This is a genomic window from Aeromonas intestinalis, from assembly GCF_054052485.1.
This window is the reverse complement of the sequence record NZ_JBSTYK010000002.1, coordinates 1-17,951: the sequence shown is the minus strand read 5'-3', so window position 1 is coordinate 17,951 and position 17,951 is coordinate 1. Positions and strand designations below refer to the sequence as shown.

At 62.6% G+C, this 17,951-nt stretch carries 12 protein-coding genes and 3 tRNA genes; 11 read left to right on the top strand and 4 right to left on the bottom strand.

The genetic code is table 11. The annotated features are described in order from the left end of the window. Positions 1–115: 115 nt before the first annotated feature. From hcp1 to dauA, 3 genes are all read right to left on the bottom strand, one after another. Entirely contained in the window at positions 116–634 is a 519-nt protein-coding gene (gene hcp1, locus ACW5W7_RS02465; RefSeq protein WP_349921309.1) for a type VI secretion system effector Hcp1, read from the bottom strand. Positions 635–1,461: 827 nt separating this feature from the next. Then, positions 1,462–1,549 (bottom strand) — tRNA-Ser (locus ACW5W7_RS02460). Between the two features lie 182 nt (positions 1,550–1,731). After that, complete coding sequence (gene dauA, locus ACW5W7_RS02455; protein ID WP_456500650.1) at positions 1,732–3,468, bottom strand: C4-dicarboxylic acid transporter DauA; 1,737 nt, start codon at positions 3,466–3,468, stop codon at positions 1,732–1,734. A 514-nt stretch (positions 3,469–3,982) separates the two neighbouring features. Here dauA and ACW5W7_RS02450 point away from each other — a divergent pair. Together ACW5W7_RS02450 and ACW5W7_RS02445 are read left to right on the top strand one after the other, a co-directional pair. Continuing rightward, a tRNA-Asn gene (locus ACW5W7_RS02450) sits at positions 3,983–4,058 on the top strand. Between the two features lie 2 nt (positions 4,059–4,060). Further along, positions 4,061–4,136, top strand: a tRNA-Asn gene (locus ACW5W7_RS02445). A 97-nt stretch (positions 4,137–4,233) separates the two neighbouring features. On the opposite strand, the gene ACW5W7_RS02440 is transcribed toward ACW5W7_RS02445, so the two are convergent. After that, on the bottom strand, positions 4,234–6,165 hold the full coding sequence (locus tag ACW5W7_RS02440) for a methyl-accepting chemotaxis protein (protein ID WP_456500649.1): 1,932 nt from the start codon (positions 6,163–6,165) through the stop codon (positions 4,234–4,236). A gap of 934 nt (positions 6,166–7,099) precedes the next feature. Between ACW5W7_RS02440 and ACW5W7_RS02435 the strand changes: the two genes are divergently transcribed. The 9 genes from ACW5W7_RS02435 to ACW5W7_RS02395 all read left to right on the top strand — a co-directional run. Continuing rightward, entirely contained in the window at positions 7,100–7,585 is a 486-nt protein-coding gene (locus tag ACW5W7_RS02435) for a YqhA family protein (RefSeq protein ID WP_349921877.1), read from the top strand. A gap of 116 nt (positions 7,586–7,701) precedes the next feature. Further along, entirely contained in the window at positions 7,702–8,151 is a 450-nt protein-coding gene (locus ACW5W7_RS02430) for a hypothetical protein (protein WP_349921876.1), read from the top strand. Between the two features lie 3 nt (positions 8,152–8,154). Next, positions 8,155–11,163: a YncE family protein gene (locus ACW5W7_RS02425; protein ID WP_456500648.1), complete on the top strand. Its 3,009-nt coding sequence runs from the start codon at positions 8,155–8,157 to the stop codon at positions 11,161–11,163. After that, positions 11,163–11,999 carry an FTR1 family iron permease gene (locus ACW5W7_RS02420; protein ID WP_456500647.1) on the top strand — a complete coding sequence of 279 codons (837 nt, stop codon included), beginning with the start codon at positions 11,163–11,165 and terminating at the stop codon, positions 11,997–11,999. The genes ACW5W7_RS02425 and ACW5W7_RS02420 overlap by 1 nt, the downstream gene beginning before the upstream one ends. A 62-nt stretch (positions 12,000–12,061) precedes the next feature. Next, positions 12,062–13,486, top strand: a complete 1,425-nt coding sequence (locus ACW5W7_RS02415; RefSeq protein WP_456500646.1) for an FAD-dependent oxidoreductase — start codon at positions 12,062–12,064, stop codon at positions 13,484–13,486. A 202-nt stretch (positions 13,487–13,688) separates the two neighbouring features. Further along, positions 13,689–14,246, top strand: a complete 558-nt coding sequence (locus ACW5W7_RS02410; RefSeq protein WP_456500645.1) for a hypothetical protein — start codon at positions 13,689–13,691, stop codon at positions 14,244–14,246. A gap of 122 nt (positions 14,247–14,368) precedes the next feature. Beyond that, positions 14,369–15,634: a hypothetical protein gene (locus ACW5W7_RS02405; RefSeq protein WP_456500869.1), complete on the top strand. Its 1,266-nt coding sequence runs from the start codon at positions 14,369–14,371 to the stop codon at positions 15,632–15,634. Positions 15,635–15,730: 96 nt separating this feature from the next. After that, positions 15,731–17,398, top strand: a complete 1,668-nt coding sequence (locus ACW5W7_RS02400) for a hypothetical protein (RefSeq protein ID WP_456500644.1) — start codon at positions 15,731–15,733, stop codon at positions 17,396–17,398. A 157-nt stretch (positions 17,399–17,555) separates the two neighbouring features. Beyond that, positions 17,556–17,951: MFS transporter (locus ACW5W7_RS02395; RefSeq protein ID WP_456500643.1), on the top strand; the 396-nt coding region annotated here is incomplete at its 3' end.

Sequence of the window (17,951 nt, the reverse complement as noted above, 5' to 3'; positions counted from 1 at the left end):
AAGAAAGCCATGGCATGGGTCAGGGGATGAGGAGTTAAGCAAGCGGGGTTTTGAGCTTCATCAGGCTCTGCGGCACACAAAACAAGGAGCACCCATGGGGTGCTCCTTGCAGGCATCACGCCTCGATCGGCGCGCGCCAGTCGTCCGCACCGGAGGTGCCGGCAACGGTGTGCTCCCAGTCAATCTTTCGATAGGCCAGGGAAACCTGGATCAGCTGGGTGAAGTCAGCCTTCGCCGGATCCTGGCAGTGGGGCATCTGGCAGTCGATGTCGACGATGGTGGCATCGGTCAGCACGGTGCTGAAGAAGTGCTCCTGCTTGCCCTCGACGGAGGTGCGGTACCACTTCAGGGTCACTTTCGGCAGCATCTCGCCGGAGGCCAGGGAGTTGTACATCAGCGGCACAGCCTTGTTCAGGGCCACGGTGAACTTGAACGGCTTGTGGACGCGCTGACCAGCCGGCTGGCCGGATTGCGGATCGGTCGGCACGGTGACGATGTGCTGGAACTCTTGCACCAGCATCTCGTCTTCGTGGCCTTGTACGAAGATGTTGCCGACGGAGTCGGAGGTGAAGGCACCGGCGGTGATGTTGCCCTGGGTTTTACCTTCAATGCTGATATAACATGGAGTTGGCATGGAATTGCTCCTGATTGGTTAAACGGTAATGACACTCAACCGAAACCGTTAGCAGCGTCCATGCCAAACAATTTTACCAATTAAAAACAATGACTTGCCAAAACCCCGCCGTTATCCACCGCAGTAAATATCGCAACACATTGCCCCAAAAACCAAAACAACTACAAAATATTGCATAGGCAGCCTATTCATCCAAAAAAAGAGCAATGAATTGCGCCAGCCAGTTGATAACACCAAATCCGGAGTGTTTGGGATGCCCTGTCGATGCTCATAGCCCCCACTTCGGTGACATGTAGCAGAATGTCCCATCTCATAGGTTCTAGCCCCGTCCCAAGAACCCATTACCCCATAAGCCCCGTATCGGGGAAGAACGGCAATCAGAAAAGGGGTCAGAGAACAGAGAGTCAGCCCGGGGGTAGGCTTTGCAATGTTGGGAATGGATGGCGGTAGGAGTTGGTGCTCCCCTTGCGCACTGACCGGAGGGCTTCAGACAGGCAATTTTACTGCCGCATCAGGCAATAAGAGATGAGAGTTCCGCCGGACTCACACATTCTGGCGCCCTGTGGCCGCTCATCCCGATAAGCGGAGTGGCTCAACGCAAGGAGGCTTGCCCCCCTTCAACATCAGCACAGATAACGTTCGGATAGCAAAAAGCCGCCCCTGAGGGCGGCTTTTCAACCTTGAAGGTGGGAAGGATAGGCTCTCTCCCAGGGGCTCGCGCCTTGGGCAGCCCGGAATGACTGGATTGCCTGTCGAGCCAGGCTCCAAATCCTTCGTCGTCGGATAAGCAAAAGGGCCTGTCTTGCGACAGGCCCTTTTGCTTTATTTGGCGGTGAGGGAGGGATTCGAACCCTCGATACGTTGCCGTATACACACTTTCCAGGCGTGCTCCTTCAGCCACTCGGACACCTCACCAAATTTTCGACCGCTGTTTAACGTGTTCAATCACCACGTCGTTCGCTGCGCTGTTGCGCTGGAACGGGGCGTAATGTAAGGGATAGGTCGGGAGCGGTCAATGCTATTTTTCACCTTTTGCAGTCAACTGCTCAATTACCGAGCCAAGTGACCAAAAAGATGCCGTTTCCTATCCCTTTCACTCAATTTTCAGCCACTTCGTGCAAGGGTTCCCCTCTGAGAGCGTCTTCCAGCGAACCGTAAAACTCCAGCTCCCCCGGGATGGGGCGCACCTTGGCTCGTGCCAGAGTCTTGAGAGGCTGGAACTGCAATTCCGCCACCCGCACCCGTACTCCGGCCTTGGCCATCCGCTTGGCAAATTGCTGGAAGGCGGACAAGCCACCCGCATCCAGGATGGAGACCGCCTCCATCTGCAGCACCAGCGTCCTGTGATCCTTCACCTGGGCCAGCAGTTCGCCGAAGACCCGCTCCGCCGCCGCGAAGAACAGGGGGCCGTTGATCTTGTAGACCAGGGTTCCGCTCTGTACCTCGCCGGCGTAGCGCTTGTGCTCGGCCAGGTTGTGCAGCCGGGTCATCTTGGCGATTTCGCGCATAAATAGCAGGGACGCCAGGATCACCCCGAAGGTGATGGCGATGACCATGTCGAAGATGACGGTGAGCGACAGACAGACCAGCAGCACCAGCACGTCGGAGCGCGGGGCGCGGCGGATGAGATCCACCACCTTGTGGGCTTCGCTCATGTTCCAGGCCACCAGCAGCAGCAGGGCCGCCATGGCGGACAGCGGCAGCCAGGAGAGCCAGGGGGCCAGTACCAAAATGGCGGCCAGCACCACCAGCGCATGGATGATGCCGGAGATGGGCGAGGTGGCACCGGCCCGCACGTTGGCGGCGGAGCGGGCAATCGCCGCCGTCGCCGTGATCCCGCCGAAGAAGGGGGCCAGGATGTTGCCAAGCCCCTGCCCCACCAGTTCACCGTTGGAGCTGTGCTTGCGCCCCGTCATGCCATCCAGCACCACGGCGCAGAGCAGGGTTTCGATGGCGCCCAGCATGGCCATGGAGAAGGCGGCGGGCAGCAAGCGCTCGATGGCCGCCAGATCCCAGACCACCGGGGCACCGTCCGGTCCTGGCAATGACCAGGGCATCATCAGGGTTGGCGCTATGGGGGGGATCCCCATCCCCTGGGTGCCATCGGCCAGGGTATAGCTGAACTTGCTGCCGATGGTCGCCACCTCGATACCCATGGTGTGCAGGCCAAAGCCAAGCCCCACCCCCACCAGCACGGCGGGCAGATGGCCCGGTACCGGCAGTCGCAACCGGGGCCAGAGCAGCAGTACTGCCAGGGTCGCCACCCCCACCAGGGTATCCCCCCACTGCCAGCTTGGCAGGGCCTGAGCCAGGGCCTCGACCTTGCCGATATAGGTCTCCGGCATCTCGGCAACGTGCAGACCGAAGAAGTCCTTGATCTGCAAGGTGGCGATGACGATGGCGATCCCGCCGGTAAAGCCCAGCGTCACTGAAGGAGGAATGTACTCGATGAGGCGGCCGAGTCTGGCCATCCCCATGGCGACCAGGAAGAAACCGGAGAGCAGGGTCGCCATCAGCAGGCCCCCTACCCCAAACTGCTGGGCCACCGGGTAGAGGATCACCACGAAGGCCGCGGTCGGCCCCGAGATGGAGAAGCGCGATCCCCCGGTCACCGCGATGACGATACCGGCGATGATGGCGGTATAGAGGCCATGCTGGGGCGGCACGCCGCTGGCGATGGCCAGCGCCATGGCGAGCGGAATGGCGATGATGCCCACCGTGATGCCGGCGATGAGGTCGCGGCCGAAACGGGCGGCGCTATAGGGTTCGTCGATACAGGATTGGCGCAATGCGATAGCCAGCTTCACGCCTTGTAAGGAAGCTTGATTGTGCATGTATTGAGTAATACCAGAAGGAGGAGACAAAGGCCGGCGTGACCCGGCACCCGATCATCATCAAGGGCCGGCAGAGCTGTCGACGCGGCGATGGTATCGAGGGCAACCATACCCGAGACGGCGCCATATTTCGATGGGCAGGATCAAGAAATGGCCATTAGCCCGCATTATTGCCGTGGATAAGCATCAAATCGCCGATCTTTATCGCCTATTGCGCCAAGAGATCATGAAAAGAACCGATCGCCGACCGGCCATCGTCCTTACCCTGCGGCAACGACCTCATCTCCAGCTTTGATGAGATCGCCCACCCCTTGCACCGGATCGCCCGCAGGTCGGAACCCGATGGCAGGCAAGATGCCCCTCTCCCTTCCAAGCTGCTGATTGTGCTGAAAATAGTCCATGGCGACCAAGTTTTGGACAAACAGGCCGAAAACCCCTTTCTTGCCCGGGGTTACGGGTTGACACCCGGCCGAGAGGCCATTAATATCCGCACCGTCTCGACGAGACAGGCAATTCCTCCTTAGTTCAGTCGGTAGAACGGCGGACTGTTAATCCGTATGTCACTGGTTCAAGTCCAGTAGGAGGAGCCAATTCCCTCGTAGTTCAGTCGGTAGAACGGCGGACTGTTAATCCGTATGTCACAGGTTCAAGTCCTGTCGAGGGAGCCATCTTCTAAAGCCCAGCCTTTTGGCTGGGTTTTTTCGTAGCTGCGTCTTCATGGCGGGCTGACGCAGCCAGACGATCCTGCCCTGATGTTGGACAGCCCTACAGGCGGAATCGACGCACTGTCGCATTGAGATTGACGACGACTTTGTGCATCTGCTCCGCCTCCTCCGCGGCGTCGTGCGAGGCGGCTTCGTTTTGAACAATCATGCGGGAAACTTCATCGACACTGGCCGCAATTTCGTTACTGGCCAGACTCTGCTCGTCCAGTGCACGGGTGATGAACTCAGTCACACGCTCCACTTCGCTGGTGGTGCTGGCAATACGCTGCATCGCCTCGCTGGCATAGCGGGCCAGTTCGGTACTGCCTTGCGCCTCACTTTGGGCCTGCTCCACCCTTAGCACTGTCGCACCCGCGCTGTCGCGCACGGCGCCGAGGGTGCGGGCTATCTCCTTGGTGGACTCGCCGGTACGCATCGCCAGCGTGCGCACCTCATCGGCCACCACGGCAAATCCGCGCCCCTGTTCACCGGCGCGAGCGGCTTCGATGGCCGCATTGAGTGCCAGCAGATTGGTCTGCTTGGCCACTTCATCGATGACCGCTACCACGTTGACAATGTTTTCGCTTTGGCTGGACAGGGTCTCAATCATATTGGCACTTTGCGCCACTTCGCTGGCGACCCGGCTGATCCGCTCGGCCATCTCGGCAATGATCCGGTTGCCTTCGCGAGACTCGTGAGCGCAGTGATCGGTGGTTGATTGTGCCTCTTTGGCGTGCTCGGCAATCTGGCCAATACTGGCCGCCATCTGCTCAAGCGCCGCCGCCATGGTATGGGTAGCATGGGTCTGGCGCTCGGAGCCGCTGGCAATCTGGCGCGAGGTGATGTTAAAGCGCTCGGCGCAGGCAGACACTTCGCTGGCCTCTTGCTGCACATCCTCGACCAATTGACGCAGCACACCTTGCATCCGCTGCATGGCGCCCAGCACACTGTCGGTCGGTGCCTGCTTGCCAAGCTGAAGACCCAGATCGCCGTCGGCAATGGCGCGGGCCAATTTGACGGCATCGGCCGGCTCCCCGCCGAGCGGGTTGAGCACCAGGCGTTGCAACAAGCTGAGCAGTACGATCAGGACGATGACAGCAAGGGCAATGCCGCCACCGATGATGGTGATGGCCCGCTCATGAGCCACCGCATCGATTTCCGCACGCGGGTAGCCGGCAATCACCCGAAAGCCCCACTGGTTGAACGGCTGCTCGGTCCACTCCCACGTGGTGTCACGCGTCTGGATCAAGGCGCTGATGTCGTCGGGTGAACGCCCTTGCGAGGCAAAGCGAAGCCTGCCCTTATCGTCGAGCACGGCGACAAACCCGGTGTCGGCCAACTTGATGCGGCTGGCGGCATGGGCCAACGGAGTCAAGTCAACCAGATAGCCGACGTACCAGATCCCGATGGTTTGGCCACCGGCATCGTGAAGCGGCTCATAACCGGTGAGGTAGGGGTTGCCAAGAATATCCACCTGACCATAAAACGGCAGGTTCTGTTTGATGGCGGCAATGGCGCGGCCATTGGGATCCAGTGGCGATCCCGTCGCACGAACCCCCTCTTTTTTGACCGTGGTGCTCACCCGGATAAAGTCGTCGCCGCTGCGGCTGAACAGGGTGGCAGTCCCCCCCATCAACGCGCTGACGCCATCAACCAACTCACTCTCGTTGGCTTGTGGTCGTTGGCCAAGCAGCAACTGGGGAACTTGGCGATCTTTGACCGTCACCATGGCCCCCTGGCTTGCCTGACCGAGTGCGGTACTGCGCTCTTTGAGCAGTCGCATGGAGGCGTCCACCCGCTGACTGATCTGGCCATCAAGCAGACTCATCTGATCGAGCAACCCGGTGACGGCATTGTTCGCATCGCTATTCGCCACCTGGTGCAATTGCTTCTGATCGCTCCAGGCCAGCAGCAACACGCTACCGATCAGAATGGGCAACAACAGGCTGGCAATGGTCAGGGTGATTCGACCACGCAAGGTTTTCAGCATCATGCTTCTCTCTTTTTGAACAACTGCGCAGGGTTGTGTGCTGGCTGGTATCAATCAGCCAGTGATGTTCCTATCCTCAAGCCGTCACATCCTAGCTGATTGTTTTCCGAACACAACATGTCATTCACTAATTATGCAATTTGCTTTTCATTTGAAACTCGCCTGTAACCTTGTGTTTAACAGGGTTTATGGCGCTTTCAATAGAACATAAGAAATGCATAAATGATGGAATATTCAGACCGCATTTGAGTCTTCCACCAGGTGGGCTGTGGATGAAACAGTGAAGAAGCCGTCTTGAGCGGCTGTGTCGAGAGAGATGCGAAGAGACATGCGGGAGAGACAATCGTCCGAGGCTCGTCACCGTTGACTGGCAAGCCCGCCTGAGATGACCCGCTTGTGCACGCCTCCCCTGATACTGTTCCCGCCAGCGTAGTGCAGGGTCTGCCGACATCGGCACCACTAGGATGCTCAACGTGCCTCGAGTCATCGGAGCATGGCCGCGACCTCGGCTAATGAGCCCTTTAAAAGGGAGATTTATCGGGCAATTGACGATATATACAACCGACAAATTAAAGATAATCAATATAAACAACCGTTAATGGTGGGGTTGGTGATACATCATTCCATGCAGGGTCTGGACACCAGCATCTGATCATTCCGCATGGTGGGATCTTCTCCGCCCCCTTGCACAAACTCGTTCACTTGCCTTCACCTGGCATGTCGCACCTGCTCGCTGGCTGTCTGCTGACACCGTCTCCCGATGACTGGTGAACCAAAAGGCCTCTGGTGGACAATTGATATAGAGGACGCCACCCGAGGATGCACGACCGGGTGATGCGTCGGCGCCCAGCCCTGCCAGCCATTTTGTCATGGTGACTGCCCAAGCCCGCCGATACACGCCATAATCAGCGCAATTTCAATTCGTTAAGGAGTCTGCATGCGCCGCTTCAACTTCATGCTCAACGGCAGCCGGCTGATGATGTTTCCCTTTTACGTGGCCATTCTGGTCTGCGTTGCCCTGCTGATGGTGAAGTTCGCCATGCAGCTCTATGTGCTGTGCCGCGACATCATCGAGATCCCCTATATGGACCTCATCACCGGTGTGCTGACCCTGGTGGACTTCGTGCTGGTGGCGCAGATGCTGATCCTGGTGGCGGTCTGCGGCTTCGTGCAGTTCATCCAGACCCAGGAGCAGCGCGAGGCCCTCGGCGACAACTGGCTCAGCAAGATAAACTTTGCCTCCCTGAAGCTCATCGTCATCAACTCCCTGGTGACCATCGCGGGCATAGAGGTGCTCAAGGCCTTCCTGGAAGACGGGGTCGGCAACGAAGTGGAGATGAAATGGTCGGTCATCGTCTTCCTCGCCTTCTCCGCCGCGGCCCTCATCTATGCGGTCACCGAGCGGCTGGCGGATCATAAATAGCCACCCTTTTCATTCAGGGTTTATTCATCAAGAGCGAAATTGATAACTCTTTTCATTACGGTTACCCCAAGGTAGACTTGCTCACCCGGGTTGAATGCCCGGGTGCTGGAGCCTGTATGACAAGCCTTTCTCTCTCACCACGACACTTCTGGCGATGGCTGGCCTATCACCATCAGGCCGCCGAAGGCAGCCTCTACCTGATGTTTTTCTCCGGTCTGCTGCTGTGGGAGCCCCTGACCCCCGTCTGGTCTCTGGCGCGCTGGAACCTGTTCCTCCATGTCATGCTCTCCCTCTCCCTCTTCCCCCTGCTGTTTGGCGCTTTCTGGCTCTCTCATCGCCGTCTGCTGCGCCACAGTCGCAAGCCGTTTTTGCGCACCACGGGCCAGATCATCGAAGCCCTGCTGCTGGTCTGCCTCGGCAGCGGTCTGGTGCTGGTATTGCACGGCACACCGGGGGACAGTCTCGGCAACCTGGCGAGCTGGGCCCACTGGCTCAGCGCCCTGGCACTCACTCCCCTGGTCTTGCGCCACGCCTGGCGCTGGACCCTGCTCAAGTGGCGTCCCTGAGCCATGATGAAGTGGCTTCTCCCCTGCCTGCTCATCGTCACCTCCCTGCTGGCGCAGGCCCAGCAGATGGGCTCATCCCTGCAGGCCTATGACGAGGGCAAGGCACCACGCTTGTTGAGCGCCAACCAGAGCGGCGGCTCCGTGACCCTGATCGAGCGAGACAGCGGCAAGCGGATCAAGGAGGCTCGCCTTGGCGGCGACCTGCGCCAGCTGGCACGCGCCGATGACGGCACCCTGCTGGTCACCGACTACAACGGTGATCGCCTGCTGCTGCTGGATGAGGATCTCGACCTCAGGAAGATCATCCCCACAGGCCACAGACCCTACGGCGTCATCTTCGATCCCAAGCGGCGCTGGTTCTGGATCACCCTGTTCGAGTCGGCGCGCCTGCAGGCCTATGACGAGGATGGCGATCTGCAGCTGGATCTCCCGACCGCCGAGACCCCGCGCGGGCTGGCGCTCACCGATGACGACCGCCTGCTGCTGACCCACGCCATGACGGGCCAGCTCGCCATCTATGACCTGAAAAAACTGGGCAAGGCGCCCACGGCAGCGGCCATTGAAAAACCCAGGCTCATCACCCTGGCCGAGACCCACAGCGCCACGCCAAGCGACTCCCAGGGGCTGCCGCGTCTGCTCGATGGCATCAGCCTCTCTCCCGATGGCAGCGAGGCCTGGTTGCCCCATGTGCTGTGGAGCTTCGACCACCCCTTCCAGTTCCAGAGCACCGTTTTCCCGGCGGTCTCCATCGTCGATCTCGGCAGCGAAACCGAGCGAGTGGATGAGCGCAAGCAGCTGTTCCTGCAGATCAACCTGCCCAACGTCGGCAACCGCAGCCAGATTGTCTCAAACCCCTTCGCCGCCCGCTTCGCCGCCGACGGCAAGCGGGTCTACCTGACCCTGGCGGGCTCGGAAGATCTGTTGGTGTTCGATCTCTCTCGCAGCGGCAAGCAGAACAGCAACCGCCACAGACGGAAAAAATTCCAGGGGGGCGCCAAGGCGACCCAGCTGCTGCGCCACCTGCCGGGTCAGAACCCTCAGGATCTGCTCATCGACGGCGATCACATCCTGGTGCACAACGCCATGGGCCAGGATCTGACCCGCCTCTCGGCTGGCGGCAGTGGCCCCTTCGCCCGGGTGACGGTAGACAGTCCCCATTTCGCCAAACTGGTGGCGTCCGACCCCCGCCCTGCCCCCCTCATTCGCGGCGAGCGGCTGTTCAATCTTGGCAACACGCTCGGCAGCAGCAGTGCCAACGGCCGCTTCCCCATGGCGGGGGACAACTGGATGAGCTGCAACTCCTGCCACCTGGACGGGTTCAACTTCACCAACAAGTTCCTGATGCAGGCTCACCGCCAGAAGAGCCGGGACAATGCCATCAACGGTCACGCCAACCTCGCCAACATGGTGGCGGGGGATTTTGTCGGCGAGTACCTGCGCATGATCCAGCAGACCCAGGGCGGCATGGGCCATGATGGCCGCGACGGCGCCGAACCGGTAGACCCCGCCAGGCCCCAGCCCGAGGTCAAGGCCATGATGGAGGATTTGCACGCCTTCGTGACCGCCGATGGCAACCTGCCCTATCTCGCCAACTGGCTGCGTCTCGACGCGCCGCGCACGGATCCGGCCAAGGCCCCCGTCACCCATCCGAAGGAGTGGCTCAACTCCGCCTCCTGCCAGAACTGCCATCAACAGGCGTTTGCGGACTGGAGCGACAGCAACCATCGGCTGATGGGCAACTCTCACCCCTACTACAAGGCGGTGCAGGCACTTGCCCGCGAGACCGAGGGGGAAGCCTTCGGCCAGTGGTGTCAGGGCTGTCACATGCCCCAGCAGGTGCTGACCGGTCAGACCGATCTGCCCAAGGGCTCCCACATGCTGGAGCGAGGGGGCGCGTCCCTCATCAAGGCCCACCAGGCGGGGGAACCGGTGGTGGAAGAGGGCACCGGCTGCCTGCTCTGCCATCGCATCACCCGGCTGGAGGACGCCGGCGGCAACAGCGCCTTCACCGTGAACTTGAAAGATCGCGAGAGCTATGTGTTCGAGGATGCCCCCGGCGGCAGCGCGCGCCACTGGCTGGCTGAGCGCCAGATCAACGCCCGCCCGGCCATGCACAAGGCCTCCTATCAGAAGGATTTCTACCAGGACGCGGCCCTGTGCAAGTCCTGTCACAACGAATTCGCCCCGGGCACGGGCGCCAACATCGTCAACACCTGGGATGAGTGGCAGAATTCGAGCTTTGCCACATCAGCAGATCCGGCGACGCGGCGCACCTGCATCGACTGCCACATGAATCCGGAGCCCGGCAATGACGGCGCCCCCGTGGCGGGTCGCTCCACCGAAAACGGCCCCCTGAAGGCACGCCTCTATCGCCACAATTTCACCGGTGCCCAGCACCAGCTGGTGGGACTGCGCAATTCAGAACTCGAACAGGAGAGCCTGGCGCTGCTCAAATCCAGCGCAACCCTCTCCGCCCGTATCGACGCGCAGCATGGACAACCGACGCTGGTGGTACGGGTCGCCAACACCGGCGCCGGTCACGCCCTGCCCACCGGCGTCGCCGATTTCCGCGAGCTCTGGCTGGAACTGACCCTCACCGATGCCAGTGGCCAGGTGGTGCTGCAAAGCGGCCAGCCGGTCAATGGCGCCGTCCCTGAAGATGCGCGGCTGTTCAGGAAGGTGTTCGGCGATGCGCAAGGCAAGCCGGTGGGTCTCAAGTTCTGGCGCTACGCCAAGCTCCTGGAAGACACCCGCATTCCGGCCGATGGCTGGCGTGACGAAACCTGGCCGCTGCCGGCGGATGCCAAGGGGCCCTTTAGCGCCGACATCAAACTCAATTTCAGAACTTATCCCAAATGGGTCAACGACATAGTGCGCAAAGGCGAACCGGATCTGCCAGAGCCCCCCATCGTGACCCTCAACCACCTGCAACTGCGGGATCTGCCATCGGCAGCCCCGTCGTCGCAGGCCCGAACCACCCTACATGCCCTCAACCTGGAGCCACATCCCTGATGTTCGCAAGTTTCCTCATTACCCTGCGTGAGGGGCTGGAAGCCTTCCTGCTGGTCGGCATCTGCCTCTCCTACCTCGCCAAGCTGGGGGCGAGCCGTTACAACAAACTCATCTATCTGGGTGTCGTATTGGGCCTCATTGCCTCCTTGGGGGTGGCCTTCCTGTTCCAGGTGGTGGTCAGCCAGTTCGAGAGCGAGCGCTACAACCATCTATTGATGGCGGGGATCCTTATCTTCGCCACCCTGGTGCTCACCTACATGGCGGTCTGGATGCAAAAGCAGGGCAAGTCCCACGTGGGGGCCATGACGGCGCGCATCGATGCGGCCATCGACGGCGGCAACCTGTTTGGTCTGGTGCTGCTCGCCTTTCTGGCGGTGATGCGTGAAGGCTTCGAGACCGTGCTCTTCTTCTCGGCCCTGCTCTACTCGGGGCAAGGGGTGAGCCTGCATGAGGGGCTCGTCGGTGCTCTGGCCGGGCTGGCCCTCTCCATGGTGCTGGTGTGGGGGCTGCTGCGCTCCACCCGCAAGGTGGCCCTGGCCCCCTTCTTCCGCTGGACCGGCCTGCTCATCATCATCATCGCCGCCGGTCTGCTCTCCTCTGCCATCAACATGTTGCAGGCGGCGGGGGTCATCACCCTCTGGACCACGCCCGTGTTCAACATCAGTCACATTCTCGACGACAGGGGCGTGTTCGGCACCTTCCTGCGGGCCCTGTTCGGCTACAATGCCTCCCCGGCCGGCCTGCAACTGGCGACCTGGCTGGCCTATCTGGCGGTCTTCGTGACCATCTGGTATCGCAACTACCAACCCAAACCGAGCCAGATCAAACAGGGGTAATTCCTTTTTCAGTCACGGGGCCTGCGGGCCCCCTTTTCTCCTTGAGCCGTGGATAGAGATTGATGGGCGATAACAGCAGTAAGAAGATTGCCGTGCTGGGCGCGGGGCCTGCCGGTCTGATGGCCGCCTGGCGCCTGCGCAGTGCGGGCTTTGCGGTCACCCTGTTCGAACAGGAGGTCGTGGTCGGGGGCATGTGCGCCACCCAACGCTTCGCGGGCCGGGATGGAGACTACCGCTTCGACTACGGCGGCCACCGCTTCATCACCAAGAACCCCGAACTGCTCGCCTTCATCGACGAGCTGATGGGGGACGATTTGCTGCACGCGGAGCGCAAGAGCGTCATCCGCTTCGGCGGTCGCACCTACGACTACCCCCTCAACCTGCCGAACCTGCTCAAGACCGCGCCCCTCTCCCTGATGGCGGGGGCGGTGAAGGATCTGCTGCTGCTCCCCTTCGCCAGGAAGCCCGCCGATTTTGCCAAGGCGAGCTTTGCCGAGTGGATCCAGAGCCATTTCGGCCGCACCCTCTATCGCCAGTTCTTCGAGGGCTACACGGCCAAGCTGTGGGGTATCAACCCGGACAGGCTCTCCGCCGACTGGGCCGGCCAGCGCATCAGTCTCATCGATTTGAAAGACGTGGCCCGCCGCCTGCTGCCAAGGCGCAAGGGCAACCTCTCGGTGCGCACCTATGCCCGCAAGTACCGCTACCCCAAATACGGCTTCGGCCAGATCTTCACCACCCTGGGTGAGCGGCTGATAGCAGAAGGGGTCGAGCTCAGGACGGGGGCCACCATCACCCGCCTCGCCGAGGCTGATGGCCGCATCCAGCGGGTGCACTGGCAACAGGATGGCAGCGAGCATGAGGAGCACTTTGAGCAGGTGATCTCTACCCTGCCCCTGCCGCTCACCTGTGCGCACCTCGGCCTGCCCTGCTCCCTGCACTACCGCGCCCTGCGCTTTATCAACATGCCGCTCAACCAAGAGAACCTGTCAGACAACACCTGGCAATACCTCTCGGATCCGCACATCCTCGCCACCCGCTTGCAGGAGCCGCGTCGGCGCAGCCCCTTCATGGCTCCTGCGGGCAAGACCTCGGTCATGCTGGAGGTGCCCTGCAATCCGGGGGATGCCACCTGGCAGGCCCCCCTTGCCACCCTGCGCGAGCGGGTCAGCCAGGATCTGGCGAGCCTCGGCGTCGATACCGCCAGGCTCGGGGATGAGACCTTTGAGGCCCGCAGCGAATATGCCTACCCCCTGATGGATCTCGGTTATCAGGAGCGGCGGGATGCCGCCATCCAGCAGCTCATGCCGATTGGCAACCTCATCATGAGCGGCCGCCAGGGGACCTTCCGCTACATCTTCACCGACACCGCCATGGAGATGGGGTTGATGGCCGCGGACATGGTGATCGACGGGGTGGACAGACGGCACGCCATCTTCAATCATCGCAACGAAAATACCGTGATCGAGACCCAGAGCGTGGCCTGACATGGCGGCAAATGAAGAGGACAGACGCCTTGTCACCTTCAACCACCGCAACGAAAATACCGTGATCGAGACCCAGAGCGTGGCCTGACATGGCGGAAGATGAAGCGAACAGACGCCTTGTCACCTTCAACCACCGCAACGAAAACACCGTGATCGAAACCCGGAGCGTGGCCTGACACAACGCTCGATAAAGGAGAACTGGATGATCTTTCGCAGCACACTTGTCGCCCTTTTGTTGCTGACCACCATGGGTCAGGCTCAGGCCTACTCCTATGCGGCGGCGGGCAAGGAGCCTCTGATCGACGCCCGCGAACAGTTGCTGACTGCCGCGAGCGAAGGCCAGGATGCCAGCGCCGTGCTGGCCGGCCTCAGCGAGGAGCTCGGCTACCTCGAGCAGCATCACAAGGTGGTGCTGCAGGCACCGCTCGCCGAGGCCATCAAGGCCAAGGACGTGGCGGCCACCCAGACCCTGCTCAACCGCGCCTACAAGGCCGAGATTGAACGCCGTCTCGAGGGCGCCGGCCAGAACCTGGGCGACTACCAGACTGCCAAGGTGCTGGTGGTCAAGAGCAAGCGCTTCCTGGACTTGATCCTCCCGGCCTTGAGTGAAACGGACCGCAAGGCCGCCGATGGGGCGCTGGCCAAGGTGCTGGAGGCCATCGGCAACCCCGGGGTGTTCGGGGTGGGCGCCAAGACAGCCGATCCCGAGGCCTTCAAGGCCGCCGAGCAGGCGCTGATGACCGTGCTGGCTCCCCTCTGATCGCCGTCCGTCGATAAGTGAGCAAGGATGCCGATTTGCCCCCTTCTCCCCCGGCGGGAGAAGGGTTGGAGATGAGGAAGACGCCCCGACCTTGGGAGCCCCCGCACTCGGCCTCCATCTGGCTGCTGCTCCTGCTGCAAGGGGTCTGGATGGGCTGGCTGTTTGCCTTCCCGGTGGCGCTCGATTCCGACGATGCCCTGAACTTCGCCCACGGGGTGGCGCGTTTCAGCGTGCTGGAGTTCTCCCCCCATTTTCCCGGCTACCCCGCCTTTATCTGGCTGGCCAGGCTGATCAACCTGCTGGCCGACGATCCCGCCAGCGCGGTGCACTGGGCCAGTCTGCTCGGCAGCGCCCTCATTCCCCCATTGTCGGCCTGGCTGGCGGCGCGACTCTGGCAGCGTCCCGCCTTGCTGGCGCCACTCTGGCTCGGCGTCATGGCACTGCCGCTCACCCCGACCCTGGCACTCTCCGGCCTCTCCGACGGACCGGCGCTGGCCGCCTGGCTCGCAGCCCTGCTGGCACTGCAATACCGCAAGCTGGCCCTGGCAGGTCTATTGGTGGGGCTCTTGCTGGCCCTTCGCCCGTCTTATTTGGTGCTGGCCCTGCTGCCACTCTGGCTGGGATGGCAACACAGGGGGCAGCGGCCAGCCTTCCTCGCGCCCATCGCCCTGGTGGGGCTCGCCTGCCTGCTGTTCGTCTGGCAGGCGGATGGCTGGGCCTATTTTGCCGAGGGGCGGCGCTTTACCGACGGTCACTTCACCCTCTGGGGCAACACGGCGGCCGCCCACGGTTCCAGGCTGCTGAGCTGGGGCCAAACCCTGAACAACCAGCTCAGCCCGCTCTGGCCGTTCTTGATGGGGCTGCTGATCTGGCCGCTCTGGTCCAAGACCTGGCCAACACGGCTCGACAGAAGCTGGTTCCTCGGCTGGCTGGCCCTTCTGCTCTGGACCCTGCTCGGCCAGAATCCGGACAACCCCCGCCATCTGGCCCCTCTCACCTACCTCGGGCTGATCCTGCTCTCAGGCTGGCTGCCTGCGGCGAAACGTGTCGTGAATACCGCCATGCTGGGGGCCCTCGTGCTGTTTATCGCCACCCTGACGCCGCCTCGTCTGCCCGCGATGGCGCGGGCGACACTGGTCGCCGAGCAGCACTGCCCGGCCCTGGTGACCCAGTGGGGCGTGCGCCTGCTGCGCGAGACCACTCCGCTGCCCGTCACCGATGGCTGGTACAGCGGGGATGCCCGTCTTGCCCAGCACCTGGGCGCCTGTCGCCTGAGTCGCCGCCCTCTGGCCGCCGATGCCCTGCCCTACCCCTTTGAAGCGAGCTGGTTTGCCCCCCGCTTTGGCGCCGAACCCGGCCTCTGGCTCGCCATACCACGCAAGCCGTGAATAGCCCCTCCCACCATATGGGGATGGTAGACCCTATAGGCTCCCTCACTCGACTCGACTAAACTCACTGCGCATTCGCCAAGGGAGTGGTTGACGATGAAGGGAACAAGGGAGTGGGCGCTCGCCCTGCCGGTGTTGCTGGTTGCCTGTGCACTCTTGCTGCTGCCACTCTGGCAACAGGGGGGGACCCAGGGGCACGATCTCTTCCACCACCTGCTCTCCGGCCACTACTTTGCCAAGCAGCTCTGGCAGGGGGAGCTCTATCCCCGCTGGCTGATGGCCATGAACGGCGGCTTCGGCAGCCCCACCTTCTTCTTCTACCCGCCGCTCCCCTATTACGTCAGCGCCCTCTTTGCCGGCCCCGCCGCCCTGCCCCATCAGGCGGTCTACCCCCTGCTCGCCAGCGCCAGCGTGGCATTGCTGCTCTCCGGCGTCTTTGCCTATCTCTGGCTGCGCAGCTTCACCGCCCCCGGCCGGGCGCTCGCGGTCAGCCTGCTCTACCTGGCCCTGCCCTATCACCTGGCCATGGATCTCTACGCCCGCTTCGCGCTGGCCGAATTCTGGGCCTTCGTCTGGGCCCCGCTCATCTTGCTTGGGCAGGATCTCGCCACCCGGCGCCTGCGCGGTGGTTTGCCCCTGCTGACGCTGGCCCTGGCGCTGCTGGCCTATTCCCACCTGCCCAGCCTGCTGTTGATGCTGGGGCTCATTAGCCTGCGCGCCCTCTGGCACTCCTGGCGGGGCCACTCCCTCGTCCCCTGCGGGCTCACTCTGGGCGCCATCCTGCTCGGGCTCACCATGGCGGGCGCCCTGCTGCTGCCCGCCCTGCTGGATCAGGGGGCCATCTCCATGGAGCTGATGCGTGGCGGCATGTTCGACTTTCGGCGCAACTTTTTGGATCGCCTGCCCACGGGGCTGGATGACTGGCGCTTTCGCGGCCACCTCGCCTGGCAGAGCGTGCTGACCATGGCCCTGCTGCTGCTGGCCTGGGCCGCCACCCGCGAGCCCTATCACCCCGAGCTGCTCTGCTGGGGCGCCATCGGCGTGGCCGCCTTCCTGATGATGCTGCCCCCAAGTCAACCCCTCTGGCAGCTGTTGCCCCCCTTGCAGCGGGTACAGTTTCCCTGGCGGCTGAACCTCATCCTCACCCTGGCGACGGTGGCCGTGGTGGCCCTCGGCACCCCGGCCCAGCGTCATTGGCAAGGGCTATGGTGGGGCCTGCTGCTGCTGACCCTCATCAGCGCCTTCCTTTATGTGCGCCACGCCCCCCTCACCCAGGCACCGGATCGCTTCGCCATCGGCGCCGAATTCGACAGCAAGCGCAGCGCCCGGGAGTACAGACCCAGGCAGGTGCCAGGAGGCCTGTTCGCCCCCAGCCTGCTCGCCTGGAAGGAGGAGTTCCTGCCCCCGATCAGCACGGATCAAGCGGGGGCCAGCTGGGAGGTACTGACCTGGCAACCCCGCAGGATCGTGCTGGCGGTGAGCGCCAGCGCCCCCACTAGGCTGGTGCTGCACCAATACGACTACCCCGGCTGGCAGGCCAGACTGGACGACGCCCTGGCCCTCACGGTCAGCGCCAATCACCAGGGATTGTTGCAGGTGTGGGTGCCGGCGGGCCGCCATCAACTCAGCCTGACCCTTGAGGCCCGCTGGCCGGAGCGTATCGGCAACGGCCTCGCCCTGGGGGGACTGCTTGTCTGGCTTGTGCTCGCCACCCGCGCCGCCCGCCGTCAGCCCCAGGCGGCAATCCCTCAGGGCCTGGGCTAGCAGGGCTCCCCACAGGGCGCCGTCATGGCGCCGTCATGGCGCCCTGATTCAACAGCCAAACGGCCCCGCCCCAGCGCAGGTTAAGTCTGTTCCGAGGTGCCAAAGCTGATAGACTCAACACTGCCCTTTGCCGCCTTCCCCACGACACGGATAGCCTATGCCTCAAGCCTCGACCCTTTCACCCCGTTTCCTCTTCATCCTGCTCGGCGCCCTGGCGGGTCTCACGCCGCTCGCGGTCGACATGTATCTGCCCGCCATCCCGAGCATCGCCCGGGACTTGGCCAGCACCATCGACGGGGCCCAGCTCACCATCAGTGCCTTCCTTGGCGGCTTTGCCATCGGCCAGCTGTTTTACGGACCGCTCGCCGACAGCTTCGGCCGCAAGCCGGTGATCCTGGCGGGACTCTCCATGTTTGCCATCGCCTCCGTGGGCTGCGCCATGGCGGACTCCCTGCCGGAGCTGCTGGCCTGGCGCATGCTGCAGGCCGGCGCCGGGGGCCCCCGCCCCCCCGGGGGGCGTGGCCCGGCGGGGGGCGGGGTTGTTAAAAAAAAG

Excerpts from the sequence above, each read along its gene's own strand:
- ACW5W7_RS02410 (WP_456500645.1), top strand. The coding sequence starts at position 13,689 with ATGATCTTTCGCAGCACACTTGTCGCCCTTTTGTTGCTGACCACCATG.
- ACW5W7_RS02420 (WP_456500647.1), top strand. The coding sequence starts at position 11,163 with ATGTTCGCAAGTTTCCTCATTACCCTGCGTGAGGGGCTGGAAGCCTTC.
- ACW5W7_RS02430 (WP_349921876.1), top strand. The coding sequence starts at position 7,702 with ATGACAAGCCTTTCTCTCTCACCACGACACTTCTGGCGATGGCTGGCC.
- dauA (WP_456500650.1), bottom strand. The coding sequence starts at position 3,468 with ATGCACAATCAAGCTTCCTTACAAGGCGTGAAGCTGGCTATCGCATTG.
- ACW5W7_RS02425 (WP_456500648.1), top strand. The coding sequence starts at position 8,155 with ATGATGAAGTGGCTTCTCCCCTGCCTGCTCATCGTCACCTCCCTGCTG.
- ACW5W7_RS02400 (WP_456500644.1), top strand. The coding sequence starts at position 15,731 with ATGAAGGGAACAAGGGAGTGGGCGCTCGCCCTGCCGGTGTTGCTGGTT.
- ACW5W7_RS02440 (WP_456500649.1), bottom strand. The coding sequence starts at position 6,165 with ATGATGCTGAAAACCTTGCGTGGTCGAATCACCCTGACCATTGCCAGC.
- hcp1 (WP_349921309.1), bottom strand. The coding sequence starts at position 634 with ATGCCAACTCCATGTTATATCAGCATTGAAGGTAAAACCCAGGGCAAC.
- ACW5W7_RS02435 (WP_349921877.1), top strand. The coding sequence starts at position 7,100 with ATGCGCCGCTTCAACTTCATGCTCAACGGCAGCCGGCTGATGATGTTT.
- ACW5W7_RS02415 (WP_456500646.1), top strand. The coding sequence starts at position 12,062 with ATGGGCGATAACAGCAGTAAGAAGATTGCCGTGCTGGGCGCGGGGCCT.